We start from the raw sequence: 23420 nt of genomic DNA, 5'->3' as shown, positions 1-23420 counted from the left end.
CCTTGTCGGCACCGTCCGGTAGCCGTTTTGCAACATGACCGGCATATTGGGAGGTTTTTTTATGGATCGTCGTTCGTTTATCAAGGCCGCGGGGCTGGCTGGCGGCACGGCCGCGCTCGCCGCGCCGGCCATCGCGCAGGGCAACATGACGTGGCGCATGGTCACGACGTGGCCGAAAAATTTCCCCGGCCTCGGTGTCGGCGCCCAGCGCCTTGCCGACCGTATCACCGCCGCCTCGAACGGCAGGCTGACTGTGCAGGTCTATTCGGCCGGTGAATTGGTGCCGCCGCTGCAGTCGCTCGACGCGGTCATCGACGGATCGGCCGAGATGAGCCATGGCGCGGCCTATTACTGGCAGAACAAGAGCCAGGGCCTCGCCTTCTTCACCGGTGTTCCCTACGGCATGACCTCGCGCGAGCTCGCCGCCTGGGTGCGCTATATGGGCGGCCAGGAAGTGTGGGACGAAATCTACGACCAGTTCGGCGTCCAGGGGTTCCTGTCCGGCGACACCGGCACGCAGGCCGGCGGCTGGTTCCGCGACGAATTGAGCGGGCTCGACAGCGTCGAGGGGCTGCGCTTCCGCACGCCGGGGCTCGGCGGCCGGGTCTGGGAAAAGCTTGGCGCGACGGTGACCAACATGGCGGCCGGGGAAATCTTCCAGGCCCTGCAGTCGGGTACGCTCGACGCAGCCGAATTCGTCGGTCCCTACAACGATTTGGCGTTGGGCTTCTACCAGGTCTGCAAGAACTACTATTTCCCCAGCTTCGTCGAGCCGGGGCTGGCGACCGAGCTTGTCGTGTCGAAGGCCAAGTATCAGGAACTGCCATCGGACCTGCAGGCCATCATCAAGGATGTGTGCCAGGCCGAATACGATCAGGTCGCGTCGGATTTCTATGCAAACGACCCGCGCGCCCTGCAGACTCTGGTCAACGATCACGGCGTCAATGTGCGTACGTTCCCCGATGACATTCTGGAGGCCGGTGCCAAGGCCGCGGCCGAGATCATGGGTGAATTGCGCGATTCCGGTGATGCGCTGACGAAGAAGACCACGGAAAGCTTCATCGAGGCGCTCAATATCCTGCGGACCCGGACGGAGGGCACCGACGGCGCCTTCGTCGCAGCTCGCGAGAAGTTTTTCTCCATCTGACGATCGCGCCTCCGGCGCTGACCCTGAAGAGCCCCGGACGGCGACGTCCGGGGCTCTTTCGTTTCGGTGCGGCGCGGTTGGTGGGGATCAGTTGTACAAAAGCCGCGGCAGCCACGTGGCGATGCCGGGGAAGGCGAACATGATCGCGATCGCCAGGATCTGCAGGATCACATAGGGGAAGACGCCGCGGTAGATCATAGAGGTCGCGACCTCGCCCGGTGCGACGCCGCGCAGATAAAACAGGGCGAAGCCGAATGGCGGCGTCAGGAAGCTGGTCTGCAGGTTCACGCCGACCAGCACCCCAAGCCAGACCGGATCGACGTCCAGTGCCAGCAAAATCGGCGCGGTGATCGGGATGACGATGAAGATGATTTCGAACGTGTCGAGGATGAAGCCGAGCAGGAACATGATCGCCATCACCATCGCCACGGCGGTGAGCGTGCCGCCGGGCAGCCCGGTCAGGAATTCATGCACGAGGTTGTCGCCGCCCATCAGGCGAAAGACGATCGAAAACACCGATGCCCCGAACAGGATGATGAACACCATGCAGGTGATGGTCGCCGTCGCCACGACCGTTTCGCGCAGCACAGTGAAGGACAGTCGCAGGCGCAGCGCGGCAAGCAGCATCGCGCCGACGGCGCCGACCGAGGCCGCCTCGGTGGGGGTTGCGATGCCGCCGAGGATCGAGCCGAGGACGGCGAGCACAAGCAGCAGCGGCGGCAGCAGCGCCACCAGCACTTCGCGGCCGAGCGCGCCGCGGTCTTCCGCGGCCACCGGCATCGCCGGGCAGGAGGCGGGCTCTATGAGCGCCTTGATGGCGACCCAGCCCATATACAGGCTGACCAGCAGCAGACCGGGCAGCAGCGCACCCGCGAACAGGTCGCCGACGGAGACGGGCACCGGGGCGAAATTGCCCTTGGCCATCTGCACCTGGGCGTTGATGCCCGACAGCATGTCGCCCATGAAGATCAGCACTGTGGACGGCGGGATGATCTGGCCCAGCGTGCCGGAGGCGCAGATCACCCCGCTTGCCAGCTTGGGATCGTAGCCGGCGCGCAGCATGGCGGGCAGCGAGATCAGGCCCATCGTGACCACCGTCGCGCCGACCACGCCGGTCGAGGCCGCCAGCATGGCGCCCACCAGCACCACCGACATGGCAAGCCCGCCGCGCAGATTGCCGAACAGCTTGCCCATGGTCAAAAGCAGTTGCTCGGCGATCTTGGAGCGTTCCAGCACCACGCCCATGAAGATGAACAGCGGCACGGCCACGAGGACCTCGTTGGTCATGTAGCCGATATAACGGTTGGCCAGGCTGCCGAGATTGGACGGGTCGAAGACGCCGAATCCCATTCCCGCCAGGCCGAACAGAAGCGACACCCCGGCCAGGGTGAAGGCGACCGGGAAACCCAAAAGCAGAAAGCCGATAATGCCGACGAACATCAGCCCCGACAGGAGCTCGCCGAGAAAAACGGGATCCATCAGCCGCTGACCTCCGGCACGGGCGCGGCGGCGTTTTCGTAACGCAGATGCGCGGGCAGCAGATGCTCGTTGCCGGTCAGGACCAGGACGGAGCGCAGGGCCATGGCGACGCCCTGCAACGCGATGACGACGGCGAAGCCGAGAATGAACGTTTTTAGGACGAACAAGCCCGGCATCCCACCGACATTGGCCGAGCCCTCACCCAGCCGCCACGCGCGCGCCACGAAGGTCCAGCCATAGGCGAACACGATATAGGCGAAGGGCAATAGGAAAAGCATGACCCCGATCAGGTCGACGGTCGCCTTCGCCCGCCGTCCCGCCGGCCGGTAGAAGATGTCGACGCGCACATGATCGTTGCGCAGCAGCGCGAAGCCGGCCACGGCGGTGAACATGGCGCCGTTTAGCCAGATATAAAGGTCCTGCATCCACACATAGCTGACCGCGAAGACGTAGCGCTGCACCACCACGGTGAAGCAGACCAGGACGATCGCCAGGGAAAGCCAGGAAAAGACATTGCCAATGAAGCGGTTGAAGGCGCTGATGGCGCGTACGACAAGAGCGATCGCCTGCACCGGCTATGTCTCCGATGCACCACGAGCAGATGGCGCTGCAGCCGACGCTGTCATGTGACCTCCCGTTTCCCCCTCGAACCGTCCGGCACGAGCCAGGCGGTTTATCGTTGGCCGCGGACTTTGTCCGGCCGGCCGATTTTGCTTAGCAGCTTTGTCCGGGTGGCAAAAGTAACAGCAAGCGAAAAATGCGCCTCCACAACGCCCGGTGGCGGGCCGGCGGTTGGATTGCCGTACAAACGGGCGGGTGACGGCGCGGAATATCCAGCTGGCCACGTCGTGCTCGCCACGGCGAGAGCGCAAGATCGATTGTGCCGAAAGCGTCGCAAACGAAGCGGTTTGTCCGCCTCGCCTTGGCGGAAAGGTGGATATCCGAATGCTGGACACACTTCTTCGAGCGTGTATTGTCGCAGGCTGAAACCGTTGGATAGCCCTCTCGGCTGGAGGCGGATTTCGATAGATCCACGAATGGGAGGAAACGGAATGGATCGTCGTTCATTTATCAAGAAGGCGGGCGTCGCCGGCGCGGGCGCCGCGGCAGCAACGACGCTGGCCGCACCCGCAATCGCGCAGTCGATGCCAAAAGTCACCTGGCGCTGCACCTCTTCGTTCCCAAAGGCGCTCGATACGATCTACGGCGCGGCCGAAACGATGGCGAAATTCGTCAATGAGGCCACGGACGGCAATTTCCAGGTTCAGGTCTTCGCGGCCGGCGAGATCGTACCCGGCCTTCAGGCGGCCGACGCGGCCTCGGCCGGCACGGTCGAACTGGCGCATACCGCGTCCTATTATTATTGGGGCAAGGACCCGACCTACGCGCTCGGCACCGCGATTCCGTTCGGCCTCAACTATCGCCAGCAGAACGCCTGGTTCTACTATGGCGACGGCAACACGCTGATGAACGAGTTTTACGCCACCCAGGGACTGTACGGCATGCCGTGCGGCAATACCGGTGCGCAGATGGGTGGCTGGTTCCGCAAGGAAATCAACACCGTGGCCGATATGCAAGGCCTGAAGATGCGCATCGGCGGCATGGGCGGCAAGATCATCGAGAAGGTCGGTGTCGTTCCGCAGCAGATCGCCGGCGGCGACATCTATCCGGCGCTGGAAAAGGGCACGATCGACGCCACCGAATGGGTCGGACCCTATGACGACGAGAAGCTCGGCTTCAACAAGGTCGCCCAGTACTACTATTATCCGGGCTGGTGGGAAGGCGGGCCGGTTCTGCACACGCTCGCAAATCTGGAAAAGTGGAACGAGTTGCCGAAGCCGTATCAGGCCATCCTGGAAACTGCGTGCCGCGCGGCCAATGCCGACATGATGGCCAATTACGACTACAAGAACCCGGCCGCGCTAAAGCGGCTCGTTCAGGGCGGCGCGCAATTGCGTCCCTTTAGCCAGGAGATTCTCGAGGCCTGCTACAACGCGGCGTTGGAGACCTATGAAGAGATCAACGCCCAGAACGCCACCTTCAAGAAGATCTACGACAACCAGCTGGCGTTCAAGAAGGATGCGTATCTGTGGGCTCAGCTCACCGAATACAATTTCGACACCTTCATGATGATCCAGCAGCGCGCCGGCAAGCTCTGACGCGCGAGCCGATACCGGTCCAGGACACGAAACCCCGGGGCAGCGGCCCCGGGGTTTTTCTTATGGCGATCGGCGCGGACATTGCGGCCGCATGAACAGAACCGACTGTCCGCCTATTCGATCTTCGGCGGTTGGCTGAGATCTGTCGCCGGGCCCGGCTTCGGCGGCGTGTCCTCGGGCTGCAGGTTGAGCGGCGGCAGGCCAAACGGCGCAGGTTGTTCGCCGCCGCTGCTGTTGTCGGGCATACCAAGCGGCGGCAAGCCGAACGGAGCGGGCTGGTCGCCGTCGCCGCCATCGGCCGGAGGCGGGCCGAGCGGAGGCAGCTTGATTTCGACGTCGCCGCCGCCGACGCCCGGCGCCGACTTGTAGTGCGTGACGAGTTGCGGGAACGAGATCACGATCAGGATCATGATGAACTGGATTACGATATAGGGCAGGGCGCCCTTGTAGATCTCGAAGGTCTTGATTCCAGGCAGGACCCGGCCCGACACGGTGTCGGTCCAGTCGCGCATCGGTGCGATCGAGCGCAGGTAGAACAGCGAGAAGCCGAAGGGCGGCGTCAGGAACGAGGTCTGCAGGTTGATGCCCAGGATGACGCCGAACCAGATCAGGTCGATCCCGAGGGCTTCGGCCGCCGGCGCCAGCAGCGGCACGGCAATGAAGGCGATCTCGAAGAAATCGAGAAAGCAGCCCAGGATGAAAATGATGATGGTAACGAAGATGAGGAAGCCGTATTCGCCGCCGGGCAGGGACAACAGCAGTTCCTCGATCCAGATATTGCCGTTGATGCCGTAGAAGGTCAGGCCGAACACGCGCGCGCCGATCAGGATGAACATGACGAAGGCGGCGAGCTTGGTAGTCGAATCGAGTGCCTGCTTGAGGACGGTGAGGTTGAGCCGCCCTTTCGCCAGCGCCAGGATCAGCGCCCCGGTCGCCCCCATCGCGCCGCCCTCCGTGGGTGTGGCGATGCCGAGGAAGATCGTACCCAGAACGAGGAAGATCAGCGCCAGCGGCGGGATCAGCACGATCACCACCTGTTCGGCAAGGCGCGACAAGATGCCGAGCTTGAACTGCCGGTTGATCAGGCTGAACAGATAGGCGGCAAGCGTTGCCACGGTCGCCGCCCAGACCAGGCGGACCTCGTAGCGCATGTCGGCGAAGACGGTGTTGTAGGTGATCATGTAGATCGCCACCGCCGCCGCCAGGACCGCCACCAGCGAGGTCACGCCGCCGCCCAGCGTGCGCGCTTCCGGTGGCAGGGCCGGCACCCATTCCGGCCGGAACAGGCTGAGAATCAGCACGTAGAGACAGTAGAACGCGACGATGATTAGCGCCGGCAGCAGGGCGCCGACATACATGTCGCCCACCGAGCGGCCGAGCTGGTCGGCCATGACGATCAACACCAGCGAGGGCGGCACGATCTGTGCCAGCGTGCCCGAGGCGGCGATCGTCCCGGTCGCCACGCTTCTGTTGTAGCCGTAGCGCATCATGATCGGCAGCGAGATCAGCCCCATCGCGATCACCGAGGCCGCGACCACGCCGGTCGTGGCGGCCAAAAGCGCGCCGACGAGCACGGCCGCGAAGGCGAGGCCGCCGCGCACCGGGCCGAACAACTGGCCGATCGTCTCCAACAGATCTTCGGCCATGCGCGAGCGTTCCAGGATCAGCCCCATAAAGGTGAAGAACGGCACCGCCAGCAGCGTGTCGTTGTACATGATGCCGTAGACCCGTTCGGGATGGGATTGCAGCAGCGGCCAGAACAATCGGATTTCGCTCGAGATGGCCGACATCTCGACGCCGATGGCAAAGAAGAACAGCCCGCCGGCGGCGAGCGTGAAAGCGACCGGATAGCCGATCAGCAACATGGCCATCACGCACACGAACATGATGGGTGCGAGATTGTGGGCGACGAAGTCAATCACGGGCCTTCGTCTCCATCTCGATCGCGGCCTCGGCGGCAGGCGGCATGTCATGCGAGGGGGTGGGGTCGTCGATGTCGCCGCGGAGGACGGCGATACGCTTGACGATCTCCGAGAGCGCCTGCGCCGTCAGGAGAATGAAGCCGGCCAGCACCATCATCTTCGCCGGCCAGATCACCAGGCCGCCGGCATTGGCCGAAATCTCGCCGCTGCGATAGGACAACCAGAACCAGGGCCAGCACAACCACACCATCAGCACCACGAAGGGCAGCAGGAAGGTGATGTGGCAGATCAGGTCGACCCAGTCGCGGGTGCGCTTGGACAGGCGGCTGGACAGGATGTCGATGCGCACGTGTTCGTTGCGCTGCAGTGTATAGGCGGCGGCGAGCATGAACACCGTGCCGTAGAGATACCATTGCAGTTCCAGCCAGGCATTCGACGAAATGTCGAACGCCTTGCGGATGCTTGCATTGCCGGCGCTGATCAGGACAGCGACGAGGATGAGCCACGACACCTGGCGGCCGACAAATTCGTTGATCGTGTCGACAAGCCGTGAGAGCGCGAGCAGACCCGCCATGCACTTCCTCCCGTTTTATGCGCCCGCCAGGCGGGCGTTTCCCCGAAGTCGGGCAGCGGCCATTCTTGGCTCTTGTGTCGATTGCCGCCCGGCTGGTCGCCGGAATTTTCCCAGCTGACCCGGCCGTGATTATCAGCTTTGACCGTTCAATCAAAGACGATTGGTGTTCAAACCTACTCCCCAATTCGGCTTAGGGGTTTTTATCGCGGGGCGGTCGCGTTGCGGCTTTTCGGCCGGCTTGCGCGCGGATAAGGAAAATACGCCGCCGGCCCGTCTGCGGTTACGATCTTCCATCGGCGCGTTGGTGCCGGTAGCGATGTTGCGCCGTGTCAGGTTTTGCGAAATTTGTTTGACGCGGAGGCTCTGGAATTGAACACTCCTGCGGGAAAGCGATGTTCGCGCGGCAGCGGGCATCGCGGAGGAACCGATGACCCTTCACGACGTTTCGCTCGACGACAAATACGACCTGGCAAAGCGGCGCATCTATGTGTCCGGCGCGCAGGCGATCATCCGCATGCTGCTGATGCAGCGCGAGTGCGACCGGCGCGCCGGCCTGGACACGGCCGGTTTCGTCTCCGGCTATCGCGGCTCGCCGCTCGGCGGGCTCGACCAGCAATTGTGGCGGGCCAAGGCCGAACTCCAGCAGTCCAACATCGTCTTTCAGCCGGGTCTCAACGAGGAACTGGCCGCGACCGCGTGCTGGGGCGCGCAGCAGACCGAACTGCTCGGCGAAGGCAAGCATGACGGCGTGTTTTCGCTCTGGTACGGCAAAGGGCCGGGGGTCGACCGGTCCGGCGACGTGTTCCGGCACGCCAATCTGGCCGGCTCGTCCAGGCACGGCGGCGTGCTGGCCCTGATGGGCGACGACCACACGGCCGAATCCTCCACCAACGCGCACGCGACCGAGTTCCTGTTCGTCGACACGATGATCCCGATCTTCAATCCGGCCGGGGTCCAGGAACTGGTCGATTACGGGCTCTACGGCTTCGCGCTGTCGCGTTTCGCCGGCACATGGTCGGCGATGAAATGCGTGAAGGACAATATCGAATCGACCGGTTCGGTCGATGTCGCGCTCGACCGGCTGAACGTCGTCCTGCCCGAGTTCGACATGCCGCCCGGCGGGCTCAATATCCGCCACGAACTCGACCAGATGGGGCAGGAAGCCCGGTTGCACGAATATAAGCGGGCTGCGGCGGCGGCCTTCATCCGCGTCAACAATCTCAACAAGATCGTCTATTCGGGGGGACGCACACCCAAGATCGGCATCATCACCGTCGGCAAGAGCTATCTCGACGTGCGTCAGGCGCTGGAGGATATCGGCATCGACGAGGCCGGGGCGGAACGCATCGGTCTGCGCCTGTTTAAGGTCGCCTGTCCGTGGCCGCTCGACCTCGAGCACATACGCGATTTCGCGCGTGGCCTGGAGATGATCATCGTCGTGGAGGAAAAGCGGTCGCTGATCGAGGTTCAGGTGCGCGAGGACCTCTACGGAACCGCCATGCAGCCGGTGGTCGTCGGCAAGAAGGACGAGCGCGGCGATTGGCTGTTTCCTGCCAAGGGGGCGCTCGATCCCAACGACATCGCCATCGCCATCGGCGAGCGGATCCTCAAGGTGATCGGGCCCTCGGAGGAGATCGCGGCCCGGGTCAACCGTCTCAAACAGTTCCAGGCCATGCTGGCCGAGAGCACAGACGTGGCCAGTCGCACGCCCTATTTTTGTTCCGGTTGCCCGCACAACTCCTCCACCAAGGTGCCCGACGGCTCGATCGCCGGCGCGGGCATCGGCTGCCATTTCATGGCGCTTTGGATGGACCGCAACACGGTCGGCTTCACCGCGATGGGCGGGGAGGGCGCGCAATGGGTCGGCCAGGCGCCGTTTTCCAAGCGCGCGCACATCTTCCAGAATCTCGGCGACGGCACTTACAATCACTCCGGATCGCTGGCGGTGCGCTTCGCGATCGCTTCGGGCGCCAACATTACCTACAAGATTCTGTACAACGACGCCGTTGCCATGACCGGTGGGCAGCCGCACGAGGGCCCGCTGAGTGTGGAAATGATCGCCAACCAGATGCGCGCCGAAGGGGTGGCGCGCATCGCGATCGTCACCGACGAACCCGACAAATATGCAGGCGCGGCACGCTTTCCCAGCGGAGCGACGATCCATCATCGCGACGATCTCGACCCAGTGCAGCGCGAATTGCGCGAGGTCAAGGGCGTGTCGGTGCTGCTTTACGACCAGACCTGCGCGGCGGAAAAACGGCGCCGGCGCAAGCGTGGCACCTATCCCGATCCCGACAAGCGCGTCATCATCAACGAACTCGTGTGCGAGGGCTGCGGCGATTGCGGCGTCCAGTCCAACTGCGTGTCAATCCAGCCGGTGGAGACAGAATACGGGCGCAAACGGCGCATCGACCAGTCGAGCTGCAACAAGGATTTCTCCTGCGTCAACGGTTTTTGCCCGTCCTTCGTCACGGTGCACGGGGCAAAAATCCGCAAATCGCAGGGCATTGCCGGTTCGGTCGATCCGCTGGAGGGCGTGCCCGCACCCGCGTTGTCGTCGCTTTCCGGCGGCTGGTCGGGGATCATCGACGGCATCGGTGGTACCGGCGTCGTGACTGTCGGGGCGGTTCTCGGCATGGCCGCGCATCTGGAAGGGCGGGGCTGCGGCCTGATCGACATGGCCGGCCTGGCCCAGAAGGGCGGGGCGGTGTTTACCCATGTGCGCATCGCCGAGACGCCCGAGGCGGTCCACGCCATCCGGGTCTCGGCCGGCAAGGCAAACATGGTGCTGGGCTGCGACCTGGTCGTCTCGGGCTCCAAGAAGGTGCTGTCGGCCGTGCGCGAGAACGAGACCGTGTTCATCGCCAACACGGCCGAGATCATGCCAGGCGACTTCGCCCGATCGCCGGGATTTTCGCTGCCGGCCGAGAGGCTGAAAAAGGCGATCCGGGCGGCCGCGGGCGCAGACAAGGCTCATTTCTTCGACGCCACGCGTGCGGCCGCGGCCCTGTTCGGCAATTCGCTCGGCGCCAATATGTTCATGCTCGGCATGGCCTATCAGCATGGCGGACTGCCGGTCTCGGCCGAGGCGATCGAACAAGCGATCGCGCTCAACGGCCAGGCGGTGGCCATGAATGTCGATGCGTTCCGCTGGGGGCGACGGGCCGCGCACGAGCCGGCATTCGTGCGCGAGCTGATCGGGCGGGCCGGCGCCGCCGCGAGTGCCGAAAAACCGGCCGACACGCTGGACGAGATCGTTTCGCGCCGCGCCGCGTTTCTTGCCGCCTACCAGGACCGGGCCTATGGCGAGCGTTACCGCAGGCGGGTCGCGGCTGTGCAGGCGAAGGAGGCCGAAACAGTTCCCGGCTCGAGCGTTGTCACGGAGGCGGTGGCGCGCAACCTGTTCAAGCTGATGGCGGTCAAGGACGAATACGAGGTCGCCCGGCTTTATACGGACGGGTCGTTCGCCAGGCAGCTCTCGGCGGAGTTCGAAAGCTACGACCGGCTCGAATTCCATCTGGCACCGCCGATCATGGGCAGAAAGGGCGCCGACGGCCGGCCGAAAAAGACCGTTTTCGGACCCTGGATGATGCGTGCGTTTCGCCTGCTCGCCGCCATGAAGGGGCTGCGTGGCACCCGGCTCGACCTGTTCGGCTATTCGCAGGAGCGGCGCATGGAACGTCGTCTCCTGGCCGAGTACGAAGCCGATCTCGACATGGTGCTATCCGGTCTGACGCCCGAGCGCGCCGAGGCCGCAGCCGCCCTTGCCAGCCTGCCGCAGATCGTCAAGGGATATGGCCACGTCAAGGATGCCAATGCGCGCAAGGCGGCGGAGGAAAGGACGCGGCTGCTTGCCCGTTTCAAGGCCGGTGACGCGGCCGCAACGCTGGAAGCGGCGGAATAGCGGTCGCCTCGGCACCCCGGTGAGACAGGTATTGGACCGAGACCGTCGCAGCCGGTGCAACTTTGGACGGCGCGCGCGGCCACACGCGCGGGAAGCGTTTTATTAACAGGACCGTGCCATAGTCCGGCTTCCTGAGCGGACCACGGCATGGACAGGATCAAGAAGCGCGACATCCCGGTCGATATTTACATCCCGTTCGTGGAAACGCTTTTCCGCGACGGGCTGACGCTGTCGATCGGTCTCGTCGCCCAGACCCTGCTCGTCGTCCTATGCTATTGGAAAACCGGGGATCCGCTCTATCTTCTGGTCGCCGTCGCCATGGTCATGGTCGGTATTCTGCGGTTGCGCAATATCCGCAAATACAGCAACCGCCCTCCGCCGGCGAGCGCCGCCGAGGCCAAGGCACGCGAGAGAGACTATATCGTGTTCGGGTCCATGCATGGTTTCATGCTGGGCTTTTTCTGCTTTGTGGGCATCTATCTGGCCCATGACAGTTTTGCCGAAATCGCCTCCGTGGCGGTGACGCTGGCCTCCGCGACGTCGATCGCCGGACGCAATTACGGGTCGCCGCGCATGGTGATGATCTTCATCATGACCATGACGTGGCCGATCTCGATCGGTTTCATTCTGCGCGGCGACATCTATCACATCATTCTGGGCTGCATGGCCTTTCCCTTCTTCTTCGCCATCCGGCGCTTCGCCGACACGGTGCGCGAAGTGCTGTTTTCGGCGCTTTCGGAAGAGAAGAAGGCAAACCGGCTCGCGCAGCGCTTCAACCGGGCGCTCAACACCATGTCGCATGGGCTGGTGATGCTGGGCCCCGACAGCCGCGTCGTCGTGGCCAATGCCGAGGCCGCACAACTGATGTCGGTTGCCACGCCCGACCATCTGGTCGGACGCTCGCTCAAGGCGCTGTTGATGCGGGGCGCGGCGGGGGGACTGATCTCCTACAAGGATTGCGGTTTCGTCGAAGGCCAGCTCACCCGCGCCCTGCGCGAAGGCCGCACCCGAAAGCTGCTGGTCAGCCTGTCCGACGGACGCTATCTGGAATTCTCGGCGCGCGAGGGGCACGACGAACTCGGGGTGATCACGTTCGAGGACGTGACCCAGCGGGTTCAGGCGGACGAGAAGATCCGTCACATGGCGCGTTACGACACGCTGACCGGACTGCCCAACCGCGCCTATTTCCAGGAGATCGTTGCCGAGCAGATGGCCGGTGGCGACCGCGAACGCAACTGCGCGCTCGCCGTGTTCGACATGGACGATTTCAAGACGGTCAACGACACGCTCGGCCATCCCGTCGGCGATGGGCTGATCTACGCGATCGCCGAGAAGCTCGGCTGCTTCGCCGACGAGGACGTCAAGGTCAGTCGGTTCGGGGGCGACGAATTCGTCGTCTATTTCGACCGCGTTCACGACGAACTTCATCTCGGCCAGATTCTCGACGGAATTTTCGAGGGGCTTGCCGACGAGGTCGACGTGGCCGGTCACCTGCTGCGTGTGCAGATGAGCGCGGGCGCGGTGCTGCTGCCGGTCGCGTTCGGCGACGTCGACGGCATGGTGGTGAAGGCCGATCTCGCGCTCTATCGGGCCAAGGAAACCGGCAAGAACGGCTGGCAGCTCTTCGAGACGTCGATGGATGCCGCCTTCCGCGAAAAGCAGATGCTGAAATCGGATTTGCGCAATGCGGTCGAGGCGAATGCGCTGCGCGTAGTCTACCAGCCGATCGTGGGCATGGATTCCATGCGCATCGAAAGCTGCGAGGCGTTGTGCCGCTGGCAGCATCCCGAACTCGGCGCGGTTTCGCCGGGGGTTTTCATTCCACTGGCCGAAGAAATGGGCATTATCTCCGATATCAGCGTCCAGGTTTTGAAGGCCGCCTGCCGAGAATGTGCCAAATGGCCCGAACCGATCGGCGTCTCGGTCAATCTGTCGGCGCGCGATTTTCGCGATTCCGATATCATCGCCACCGTCGCCGATGCGCTCGCCGAGAGCGGCCTGGCGCCGGAGCGGCTGGAGATCGAAGTCACCGAAACGGCGATCCTCGACGACAAACTGTCGACGCGCAAATATCTGCAGGAGATCCGCGATCTCGGGGTGCGGATCGCGCTCGACGATTTCGGCACCGGCTATTCCAGCCTGAGCTATCTCCACACCCTGCCGCTCGACAAGGTCAAGATCGACCGCAGTTTCCTCAAGGACGTCACCGAAGACGGGCGTTCGCGCGAACTGTTGAAGGGCGTCGTCCATCTGTCGCGACAGGTCGGGCTCAGGGTCACGATGGAGGGTGTGGAGACCTTCGACCAACTTCGGCTGCTGTCGCAAGAGGTCAAGCCCGATCTCCTGCAGGGGTTCCTGTTCGGCGCGGCGCTGTCGGCCTCCGGCATCGAAACCATGTCCAACACGGTGTGGCCGTTCGCCGAGGATCTGCGCAGCGCCCAGGTCGCGGCGCGATAGGTTCCGGACCGCCCGGCAAGGTGGCCCGGGCCGCATGCCGAAACCTTCTGCAACACGTCCATGACGGCTTTTCCAGCCCTTCGTTCCCGGCACTTGCGTGGGTGACGCCGCGTCATGGTGCGATCGCGCCATAGGCCATCATCGCGTTAACGTTAACGCTAAGTAAACGCCGCCATGAGAAGTTTCAGCTTTACTTGACCGGCGCTTGGTCTACCGTCGAATGTACGAGGTACGGGGAATTGAGTGACATGAACGCGAATCCGGCACTACCGGGCGCTGAGTTGCGTGCGGTGGCTCAGAAAAGTCATTCGGAAATCTCCGCATTCGCCAGGAACGTGCTGGCCGTGCTCGAGCGCACCGAATATCGGCGCGTGGAGGGTGGCGAGGATCTGGAGGACATCTACCGGCTGCGCTACAAATCCTACCGCGCCGCCGACATGGTGCCGGAACTGCCCGATCAGGCGGTGCACGATTCCCTCGACGATCTCGACAATTGCTACCGTTTCGGCATCTATATCGACGGCAATCTGGTTTCTACGATCCGCATTCATCATGTGAACAAGAAGCACCCGGTCTCTCCGTCGGTGACGGTTTACGGCGATATTCTTAATCCGCGCATTCGGGCCGGCGACACCTTCATCGATCCGAGCCGCTTTGCCGCCGATCCGGACTGGTCGCAGATCTATCCGCAGATCCCGTATCTGACGCTGCGCATCGCCGGCATGGCGTGTTTCCATTTCAACGCGCCCTACTGCTTGTCGACCATTCAGGAAGACCATACCGGCTTCTACCGGCGCATCTATATGTCGGAACAGATCGGCGGGCTGCGCGACTATCCGGGCCTCAATTACCCGGTGGTGCTGTTCCAGGCCAACGTGCATGCCATAGAGGAGCGGTCCTTCGCCCGGTTTCCGTTCTTCAAGTCGACCCGCATGGAGCAGAGACTGCTATTCGACCGGCCGGTCACCGGCGCGCGCGCACCGCTGACGGTGCTGCCGACCGCGCGCCGGTCGGAGCGGGCCGCCTGAGCCGTCCCACCCTGCTTGTCTTAGGACGCGCACGCGTTCATAACGGCACCGTCGCACGGTAGTCCGGAAAGACATGGGCACGAAGGAAGACATCGTCGGCACCGCGATCTGGGCCGAAGAACTTACCGCCGAGGAACTTGAGCGCGCGCGCCGCGGCACCATCGAGAAAAACTACGCCAAGGGCAGCTATATCTGTCATCGGGGCGACAGGCTCGACTATTGGACCGGTGTCGTCGACGGCCTGGCCAAGATTTCGGCCGTGTCGAGCGACGGCAAGGCGATGACGTTTGCCGGGGCGACCTCGGGAAGCTGGTTCGGCGAGGGTTCGGTGCTGAAAGGCGAGCCGCGCCAATACGATCTGGTCGTGCTGCGCGACACCCGTCTGGCGATGATGCACCGCGCGACCTTCATGTGGCTCTACGAAAACAGCCGCGGCTTCAGCCGTTTTCTTGTTCGCCAGCTCAACGAACGCATGGGCCAGTTCATCGCCACGATCGAATATGATCGTATTCTCAGCCCGCGCGCCCGTGTCGCCCGCAACCTGTCCTGGTTCTTCAACCCGGTGCTTTACCCGACGGTCAAGGACGAGATCGAGATTTCCCAGGAGGAGCTCGGCCTGCTTGCAGGCGTGTCGCGGGCCGTCGCCAACCGCGCCCTGCAGGATCTGGAGGAAGAGGGGTTGCTGCGGTGCGAGCACGGCCGCATCCGGGTGGTCAAGCTGGAAAAGCTGAAACGCTACGAACCCTGACCGCCGCGCGTCACCACCCTGGGGCACAGCGGGAGCAAGGGCGGACCGGATTATGTATCTCGGAAATCAAAAGCTCGGCACCGATAGCAGACCATCGCCTCCCTTGTCTGTCAATCGTGAAATTGAATCTCTGCCATCCTTCGTGTGATTTTACCTTTAAGGCGCTGACGACGGACCGGATGCGCAAAAAGCCGGCCGGGTTAGCCGAACGGACAAGATGGGTGAACTTGCGCGCTGGGCCAAGCCGCGCGATAAATGTGGACCAACCGCAGAGACAAGGCGGGGTTCGGGAGGATGATGGGAGATGGTTGCTGCGGCCGACGCCGACAGAACTCTTGATACGTTTCCGAAGTATCTGCTGCTGAACGCCGACCGGTACGGCAATCGCCCGGCCATGCGGCACAAGGATTACGGCATCTGGCAAAGCTGGACCTGGGCGCAGCAGCTCGCCGAGGTGCGAGCCTTCGCCCTCGGTCTGGAAACATTGGGGATCGCGCGCGGCGACAAGGTCGCCGTGGTCGGGGCGAACCGGCCGCGGCTCTACTGGTCGTTCGCTTCCATCCAGTCGCTTGGCGGGGTGCCGGTGCCGGTCTATGCCGATTCGGTCGCTGACGAGATGGCTTACGTGCTCGACCATGCGGAGGTGAAGTTCGCCGTCGCGCAGGACCAGGAACAGGTCGACAAGCTGCTTTCGGTTTCCGACAGCGTGCCGAGTTTGAAGCACATCGTCTACGACGAGCCGCGCGGCCTGCGCGACTACGATCATACCCACCTGCATTCCTATGCCGATCTGCGTGACGCCGGGCTTGCCGCGGTCTCGGCCTCGTCCGACGCCTTGCCACGCTGGGAGACGTCGCTGAAGGCCGGTACGGGCGACGATCTCGGCATCATCCTCTATACGTCCGGCACCACCGGCCGCCCGAAGGGGGTGATGCTGTCCAACGACAATCTGGTGAAGTCCGCCCTGCACGGCAACGCCTTCGACAATCTCGGCGTCGATGAGACGACGATCGCCTATCTGCCGCTGGCCTGGGTCGGCGATCACGTGTTCTCCTATTCGCAGTCCTACACGGCCGGCTATTGCGTGAGCTGTCCGGAAAGTCCTGAAACGGTGACGGAGGATCGTCGGGAGATCGCTCCGACCTATTTCTTCGCGCCGCCGCGGGTGTTCGAGGGCCTGCTGACGGCGATCATGGTGCGCATGGAGGATGCGGGACCGCTGAAGAAGCGCATGTTCGATTATTTCATCGCCCATGCGCGCAAGGTCGGCGAGCCGATCCTCAACGGCGAAAGCGTCGGGGTGTGGGACCGGGTGAAATACCGGCTCGGCGATCTGATGGTCTACGGGCCGCTCAAGAACCGGATGGGCCTGTCGCGCATGCGGGTCGGCTACACGGCGGGCGAGGCGATCGGGCCGGAACTGTTCCGTTTCTACCGCGCCCTCGGACTGAACCTGAAGCAGCTTTACGGTCAGACGGAGGCCTGCGTCTACATCACCGCGCAGCCCGACGGCAAGATCAGGGCCGATACGGTCGGCCTGCCGTCGCCCGGCGTGGAGGTCAAGATCGCCGAAAACGGCGAGGTGCTCTATCGCTCGGATGGCGTCTTCGTCGGTTACTACAAAAATGAGGAGGCGACCCGCGCGACCAAGACCGAGGACGGCTGGGTGCACACCGGCGATGCCGGGCTGTTCGATGCCGAGGGCCATCTCAAGATCATCGACCGGGCCAAGGATGTCGGCAAGCTGCGCTCGGGGGCGCTGTTTGCGCCGAAATACATCGAGAACAAGCTGAAATTTTATCCGGACGTCAAAGAGGTAGTCGCCTTCGGCGACGGGCGCGATTTCTGCGCGGTGTTCATCAATATCGACCTGGAAGCGGTCGGAAGCTGGGCCGAACGCAACAACGTCTCCTACGGCTCCTATCAGGAGCTGGCCGGCCATCCCGACGTCTACAAGAACATGGCCGCCCATGTCGACGCGGTGAACCGTTCGCTGGCCGAAGAGGAACTGATGGCCGCCTCGCAGATCCGCCGCTTTCTGGTCCTGCACAAGGAACTCGACGCCGATGACGGCGAACTGACCCGCACCCAGAAAGTGCGCCGTTCGTTCATCGCCGAGCGCTACGGCGAGCTGATCGAGGCGCTCTACGACGGCACGAGCGAAAAACATGTCGAGACCGAGGTGACGTTCGAGGACGGCCGCAAGGGCAGTCTCAAGGCTCTGGTGCGGATCGCTGATGCGCCCGTCTACGGCCTCGATCCCAAGCCGATGAGGGAGGCGGCCGAATGAACCGGGCTGTCGATCCACGCGAGTTGAAGGTTCACCGCGACGACGGTGTTGCCAAGGGCGACGTGCTGCTCGAGGTCAAGGACGTGTCGCTGCGCTTCGGCGGGGTCAAGGCGATCACCAAGATCTCCTTCGATGTCCGCAAGGGCGAGATCCGCGCCATTATCGGTCCGAACGGCGCCGGCAAGACCTCGATGCTGAACGTCATCAACGGGTTCTACACGCCGCAGGAAGGCACGATCACCTTTCGCGGCGTGGAGCGTCGCGCTATGCGCACCACGGACGCGGCCCGGCAGGGGATCGCGCGCACCTTCCAGAACATCGCTCTGTTCAAGGGCATGACGACGCTCGACAACATCATGACGGGCCGCATCACGCTGCAAAAGAGCAATCTCTTCGCCCAGGCCGTCTGGCGCGGCCCGGCGCTGCGCGAGGAGCTGGAGCACCGCCATCGCGTGGAGGAGATCATCGATTTCCTTGAAATCCAGCACATCCGCAAGGTGCCGGTCGGGCGTCTGCCCTACGGCCTGCAAAAGCGGGTCGAACTGGGCCGGGCGCTGGCGGCCGAGCCGGCGCTGCTTCTGCTCGACGAGCCGATGGCCGGCATGAATCTGGAGGAGAAGGAGGACATGAGCCGCTTCATCCTCGACGTCAACAGCCAGTTCGGGACCACGATCGCGCTGATCGAGCACGATATGGGCGTCGTCATGGACATTTCCGACCGCGTGGTCGTTCTCGATTACGGTCGCAAGATCGGCGACGGATCGCCCGAGGAGGTGTCGAAGAACCAGGATGTCATCGACGCCTATCTCGGCGTTCCGCACGAATAACGGCTCCAGGAGAACGCTGTCACATGAGCCCGGGCTTTCTGTATTTCCTCGAAACGGTCCTGAACGGGCTGATGACCGGTGTTATGTACTCGCTGGTCGCGCTCGGCTTCGTGCTGATCTTCAAGGCGTCGGGCATCTTCAATTTCGCGCAGGGCGTGATGGCGCTGTTTGCGGCGCTGACGCTGGTCGGGCTGCAGACCGGACAGGTGCCGTTTTCGCATCTGATCAATGCGATCTTCGGGACCGAATTCCACCATTTCGGCTGGACGCTTCCGGCTTTCGTGGCGGTCGTCGGCACACTCGTGGTCATGGTCGCCTTCGCCTATCTGTTTGAAAAACTGGTGCTCAAGCATCTCGTCAACCAGGAACCGATCATCCTGTTCATGGCCACGATCGGCCTGGCCTATTTCCTTGAAGGGTTCGGCGATCTGATGTGGGGCGCCGACATCAAGGCGCTCGACATCGGCATTCCCTCCGGCGGCTCGTTCTGGCTCGAGGACGTGACCCGGGAATGGGCGACTGAAGGATCCGACTATTTCGGCATGTATATCGACAAGCTCGACGTGGTGGCGGCGCTGGTGGCGGTGGCGCTGGTGCTGGTGCTGACGCTGTTTTCGCAATACACGGCCACCGGCCGGGCGCTGCGCGCCGTCGCCGACGATCACCAGGCCGCCATGTCGGTCGGTATCTCGCTGCGCAATATCTGGGTGATCGTGTGGTCGATCGCCGGCTTCGTCGCGCTGGTCGCCGGCATCATGTGGGGCGCGAAATCCGGGGTCCAGTTCTCGCTGTCGCTGATTGCGCTCAAGGCGCTGCCGGTGCTCATTCTCGGTGGCTTCACCTCCATTCCCGGCGCGATCGTCGGCGGCCTGATCATCGGGGTCGGCGAAAAACTGGCCGAGCTCTATGTCGGCCCGTTCGTCGGCGGCGCGATCGAAAACTGGTTCGCCTATGTCGTCGCCCTCGTCTTCCTTCTGTTCAGACCGCAGGGCCTGTTCGGCGAAAAGATCATCGAGAGGGTTTAATGACACACAGGAGCAGGCCCGGCGTGTTCGTGATCGATTGTCAGACGGGCGATCTGTCGGAGGCCGCGGCGTTCTGGAGCACGGCGCTCGGCGAACGGGTGATCGTCGACGATGACGGAAAATATGCCCGTGTGGGGGATTATGACCGCTCGCCGCGCCTGCTTTTGCAGGCCGTCGAACACACGCCCCGCATTCACATGGATATCGAAACAGACGACCGCGAGGCCGAGGCCGACAGGCTGGAGGCCGCCGGCGCGCGCCGGATCGAAACGCGCGAACGTTGGATCATCATGCAAGCCCCGAGCGGACATCGTTTTTGCCTGGTCGGGCCGCAGGGCGAGGATTTCGCCGAGGGCACCAAGATCTGGGGGGACGCCTGATGCTCTATCGCGAAGCCGGCGATTTCAAGACCACCTATGTCGCCGACATGCAGACCTTTCCCATTCGCGGCGAACGCATCCTGTTCTGGCTGTTCGTGGCGTTCTGTTTCGCTGTCGTACCGTTCTTCATCACCGGTTATTGGGAAAAGTCTATCCTCGTGCCGTTCCTGGTGTGGTCGATGATCGCGCTCGGGCTCAACATCCTGACCGGCTATTGCGGGCAGGTCTCGCTGGGTACGGGCGGCTTCATGGCTGTCGGCGCCTTCGCCTGCTACAAGCTGACGACCGCGTTTCCCGAACTCAACATCGTGCTGGTCATCATCCTGTCCGGTGCGGTCACGGCCGGGGTGGGCATGTTGTTCGGGCTGCCTTCGCTGCGCATCAAGGGTTTTTACCTGGCCGTCGCCACGCTCGCGGCGCAGTTTTTCCTGGTCTGGTGCTTCAACAAGTTCGGCTGGTTCTACAACTACTCCGCCTCGGGCCAGATCAGCATGCCGACGCGTACGCTGTTCGGTGTGGCGGTGACCGGTCCCGACGCGCCGCCATGGGCGACCTATCTGGTCTCGCTGACCTTCGTCTTCGTGTTCGCCTGGGTGGCGCGCAATCTCACGCGCGGCCGGCTCGGACGCAGCTGGATGGCGATGCGCGACATGGACATCGCCGCGCAGATCATGGGCATCTCGCCCTTCAACGCCAAGCTGTCGGCCTTCGCCATCTCCTCCTTCTATGTCGGCATGGGCGGGGCGATGTTCTTTGCCATCTATCTGGGGGCGGCCGAAGTGACCGAGGCGTTCGGCATCGACAAATCCTTCGACGCGCTGTTCATGATCATCATCGGCGGACTCGGCTCGATCCTGGGGTCCTTCCTGGGCGCGGCCTTCATCGTTGTGTTCCCGGTGTTCCTGAAAAACGTAATGGTCGGCGGACTTGGATGGTCGACGGATCTGGCGGCTCATGTCGAGATCATGACCGTCGGTGCGCTGATCATCTTTTTCCTGATCGTCGAGCCGCACGGGCTGGCCCAGATCTGGCGCCTGACAAAAGAAAAGTTGAGGCTTTGGCCATTCCCCTACTAGCGCGATACAATGAAACCAACCGGTCGAACCAGGCCGGGGCCAAAAAAGAAAGTCTCACCATGGGAGGATTTCAAATGAGACTGAAAACGTTTCTTACAACTGCTGCACTCGTGATGGCGGTGGGAGCAGGACCGGCGATGGCCGATCTGGTCTTTCCTTCGCTGAGCTATCGCACCGGCCCCTATGCGCCGAACGGCATTCCGTTTGCCGACGGCTATGCCGACTATCTGACGCTGCTGAACGAACGCGACGGCGGTATCGAGGGCGAGACGATCCGCATGATCGAATGCGAGACCGGCTACAACACCGAAAAGGGTGTGGAATGTTATGAATCGACCAAGGGCGAGGGGTCGCTGATCTATCAGCCGCTGTCGACGGGCATCACCTACCAGCTGATCCCCAAGGCCACGGCCGACAAGATCCCCGTCCATTCGATGGGATACGGGCGGACATCGGCGGCCAACGGTGCCGTGTTCCCCTATATCTTCAACTATCCCGGCACCTATTGGGACGCCGCTTCCATCATCGTCAAGCACATCATGAACGAGGAAGGCGGGGACATCTCGGGCAAGAAGATCTCGCTCGTCTATCATAATTCCGCCTACGGCAAGGAGCCGATCCGCACACTCGAGGAACTGTCGAAGAAACACGGTTTCGAGCTGTCGCTCTATCCGGTCGACCATCCCGGGCAGGAACAGAAGGCCACCTGGCTGCAGATTCGCCGCGACCGTCCGGACTATGTCACCATGTGGGGCTGGGGCGTGATGAACCAGGTCGCGATCCAGGAAGCGGCGAATATCCGCTTCCCGATGGATCATTTCATCGGCGTGTGGTGGTCCGGTTCCGAAAACGACGTGCTGCCGGCGGGCGCCGGCGCCAACGGCTACAAGGCGGTCACCTTCCACGGCGTGGGGACGGACTTCCCAGTGTTCGAGGACCTCAAGAAACACGTCACCGACGCGGGCAAGGCGGCCGGCGACGGCAGCCATGTCGGCGAGGTGCTCTATAATCGCGGTCTCTACGCGGCGATGCTCGCCACCGAAGCGGCGCGCACGGCCATGAAGATGCATGACACCAAGGACCTCACGGCGGATATGGTGCGTGACGGCATGGAAGCGCTCAAGGTCGACGAGGCGCGCATGACGGAACTGGGCCTGCCGGGGTTCGCTCCCGAAATCGCCGTCACCTGCGCCAATCATGGCGGACCCGGCCTGGGTGCCATCCAGCAATGGGACGCCGAGGCCAAGAGCTGGTCGCTGGTCACCGACTTCATGGGGGCCGACCGCGAGGTCGTCGACGCTCTGATCAAGGAGGATTCGGAGGCCTACGCCAAGGAGAACAACATCACGCCGCGCGACTGCGGCAGCTGATCTTGATCCTGTGTTGCCCCGGCGGTTCGCCGCCGGGGTCCTTTCCGCCAGCTTGACGGGATTTGCGCATGACGGACGCGGCACTGGCCAAAAACGAGGCCGAAACGATCCTTTCGGTCAGCAATATCGAGGTGATCTACAATCACGTCATTCTCGTCTTGAAGGGTGTGTCGCTGTCGGTGCCGCGCGGCGGTATCGTAGCGCTCTTGGGCGCCAACGGCGCCGGCAAGACGACGACATTGAAGGCAATCTCCAATCTTTTGCGCGCCGAACGCGGCGAGGTGACCAAGGGCAGTATCGAATTCGACGGCGAGCGGATCGAGTCGTCCTCGCCCAGCGATCTGGTGCGGCGCGGCTGCATCCAAGTGATGGAAGGCCGCCACTGCTTCGGCCATCTCACGATCGAGGAAAACCTGATGACCGGCGCCTTCACCCGGCGCGACGGTGCGGCCAATGTGCGCCGGGACCTGGAGATGGTCTACGATTATTTTCCGCGTCTGAAGGAACGGCGCGGCTCGATGGCCGGCTACACGTCGGGCGGCGAGCAGCAGATGACAGCGATCGGCCGCGCGCTGATGTCGCGCCCGAAAATGGTGCTGCTCGACGAGCCCTCGATGGGGCTCGCCCCGCAACTTGTGGAGGAAATCTTCGAGATCGTAAAAAAACTCAACGAGGAACAGGGCGTTTCGCTGCTTCTGGCCGAGCAAAACACCAATATTGCGCTGCGCTACGCCAAATACGGCTATATTCTGGAGTCTGGCCGGGTGGTCATGGACGGCGAGGCGAAATCGCTGCGCGAGAACGAGGACGTCAAGGAATTCTATCTCGGGATAGGCGGTGAGGGACGCCGCTCGTTCAAGAACGTCAAACACTACAAGCGCCGCAAGCGTTGGCTTGCCTGACGCGTGTCGTGGCGGGGCCATGGCAGAAGCCGATGTCTCGCATGGAGCATGCGCCGGATGAATCGACCTCCGGTTTGAACGCCGGTACGGCTTGACCCTGCGGAAGGCGATGGCTTGTATGACGCGAATCGA

The 23420-nt window shown here is 63.0% G+C and carries 17 protein-coding genes; 13 read left to right on the top strand and 4 right to left on the bottom strand.

The annotated features are described in order from the left end of the window. Nucleotides 1-61 precede the first annotated feature (61 nt). Complete coding sequence (locus tag EP380_RS15265; protein WP_127599218.1) at nt 62-1147, top strand: TRAP transporter substrate-binding protein; 1086 nt, start codon at nt 62-64, stop codon at nt 1145-1147. Nucleotides 1148-1234: 87 nt separating this feature from the next. Here the strand turns inward: EP380_RS15265 and EP380_RS15260 are convergent, their stop codons facing one another. After that, on the bottom strand, nt 1235-2626 hold the full coding sequence (locus EP380_RS15260; protein WP_106571968.1) for a TRAP transporter large permease: 1392 nt from the start codon (nt 2624-2626) through the stop codon (nt 1235-1237). Continuing rightward, nucleotides 2626-3198 (bottom strand): TRAP transporter small permease subunit, encoded by a 573-nt coding sequence (locus tag EP380_RS15255; protein WP_127599217.1) that lies wholly within the window; start codon nt 3196-3198, stop codon nt 2626-2628. The genes EP380_RS15260 and EP380_RS15255 overlap by 1 nt, the downstream gene beginning before the upstream one ends. A gap of 480 nt (nt 3199-3678) precedes the next feature. Here EP380_RS15255 and EP380_RS15250 point away from each other — a divergent pair, with 480 nt between their 5' ends. After that, entirely contained in the window at nt 3679-4785 is a 1107-nt protein-coding gene (locus tag EP380_RS15250) for a TRAP transporter substrate-binding protein (RefSeq protein WP_106571966.1), read from the top strand. A 113-nt stretch (nt 4786-4898) separates the two neighbouring features. On the opposite strand, the gene EP380_RS15245 is transcribed toward EP380_RS15250, so the two are convergent. Next, nucleotides 4899-6707 carry a TRAP transporter large permease gene (locus tag EP380_RS15245; protein WP_127599216.1) on the bottom strand — a complete coding sequence of 603 codons (1809 nt, stop codon included), beginning with the start codon at nt 6705-6707 and terminating at the stop codon, nt 4899-4901. Then, on the bottom strand, nt 6700-7281 hold the full coding sequence (locus EP380_RS15240; protein ID WP_127599215.1) for a TRAP transporter small permease subunit: 582 nt from the start codon (nt 7279-7281) through the stop codon (nt 6700-6702). The genes EP380_RS15245 and EP380_RS15240 overlap by 8 nt, the downstream gene beginning before the upstream one ends. 427 nt (nt 7282-7708) lie before the next feature. Here EP380_RS15240 and EP380_RS15235 point away from each other — a divergent pair, with 427 nt between their 5' ends. From EP380_RS15235 to EP380_RS15185, 11 genes are all read left to right on the top strand, one after another. Then, on the top strand, nt 7709-11185 hold the full coding sequence (locus EP380_RS15235; protein WP_127599214.1) for an indolepyruvate ferredoxin oxidoreductase family protein: 3477 nt from the start codon (nt 7709-7711) through the stop codon (nt 11183-11185). A 147-nt stretch (nt 11186-11332) separates the two neighbouring features. Continuing rightward, on the top strand, nt 11333-13642 hold the full coding sequence (locus tag EP380_RS15230) for a putative bifunctional diguanylate cyclase/phosphodiesterase (RefSeq protein WP_127599213.1): 2310 nt from the start codon (nt 11333-11335) through the stop codon (nt 13640-13642). A gap of 248 nt (nt 13643-13890) precedes the next feature. Then, complete coding sequence (locus tag EP380_RS15225) at nt 13891-14670, top strand: N-acyl amino acid synthase FeeM domain-containing protein (protein WP_238719883.1); 780 nt, start codon at nt 13891-13893, stop codon at nt 14668-14670. 73 nt (nt 14671-14743) lie between these two features. Further along, nucleotides 14744-15418, top strand: a complete 675-nt coding sequence (locus EP380_RS15220) for a Crp/Fnr family transcriptional regulator (RefSeq protein ID WP_127599212.1) — start codon at nt 14744-14746, stop codon at nt 15416-15418. A gap of 304 nt (nt 15419-15722) precedes the next feature. Further along, complete coding sequence (locus EP380_RS15215; RefSeq protein ID WP_127599211.1) at nt 15723-17708, top strand: AMP-dependent synthetase/ligase; 1986 nt, start codon at nt 15723-15725, stop codon at nt 17706-17708. Next, the gene (locus EP380_RS15210; protein WP_106571959.1) at nt 17705-18535 is read left to right on the top strand and encodes an ABC transporter ATP-binding protein; all 831 of its coding nucleotides are present in this window, start codon (nt 17705-17707) and stop codon (nt 18533-18535) included. The genes EP380_RS15215 and EP380_RS15210 overlap by 4 nt, the downstream gene beginning before the upstream one ends. Nucleotides 18536-18558: 23 nt before the next feature. Continuing rightward, nucleotides 18559-19560: a branched-chain amino acid ABC transporter permease gene (locus EP380_RS15205; protein ID WP_127599210.1), complete on the top strand. Its 1002-nt coding sequence runs from the start codon at nt 18559-18561 to the stop codon at nt 19558-19560. Beyond that, the gene (locus EP380_RS15200) at nt 19560-19940 is read left to right on the top strand and encodes a VOC family protein (RefSeq protein ID WP_127599209.1); all 381 of its coding nucleotides are present in this window, start codon (nt 19560-19562) and stop codon (nt 19938-19940) included. Before EP380_RS15205 ends, EP380_RS15200 begins: the two co-directional genes overlap by 1 nt. Next, complete coding sequence (locus tag EP380_RS15195; protein ID WP_106571956.1) at nt 19940-21016, top strand: branched-chain amino acid ABC transporter permease; 1077 nt, start codon at nt 19940-19942, stop codon at nt 21014-21016. Before EP380_RS15200 ends, EP380_RS15195 begins: the two co-directional genes overlap by 1 nt. Nucleotides 21017-21090: 74 nt before the next feature. Then, nucleotides 21091-22386, top strand: a complete 1296-nt coding sequence (locus EP380_RS15190; protein ID WP_127599208.1) for an ABC transporter substrate-binding protein — start codon at nt 21091-21093, stop codon at nt 22384-22386. Nucleotides 22387-22454: 68 nt separating this feature from the next. Then, nucleotides 22455-23288 (top strand): ABC transporter ATP-binding protein, encoded by an 834-nt coding sequence (locus tag EP380_RS15185; RefSeq protein ID WP_127599207.1) that lies wholly within the window; start codon nt 22455-22457, stop codon nt 23286-23288. Nucleotides 23289-23420: the final 132 nt, after the last annotated feature.

This window comes from Nitratireductor alexandrii (assembly GCF_004000215.1).
Lineage (GTDB): Bacteria > Pseudomonadota > Alphaproteobacteria > Rhizobiales > Rhizobiaceae > Mangrovimarina > Mangrovimarina alexandrii.
This window is presented reverse-complemented; position numbering and strand designations above follow the sequence as displayed.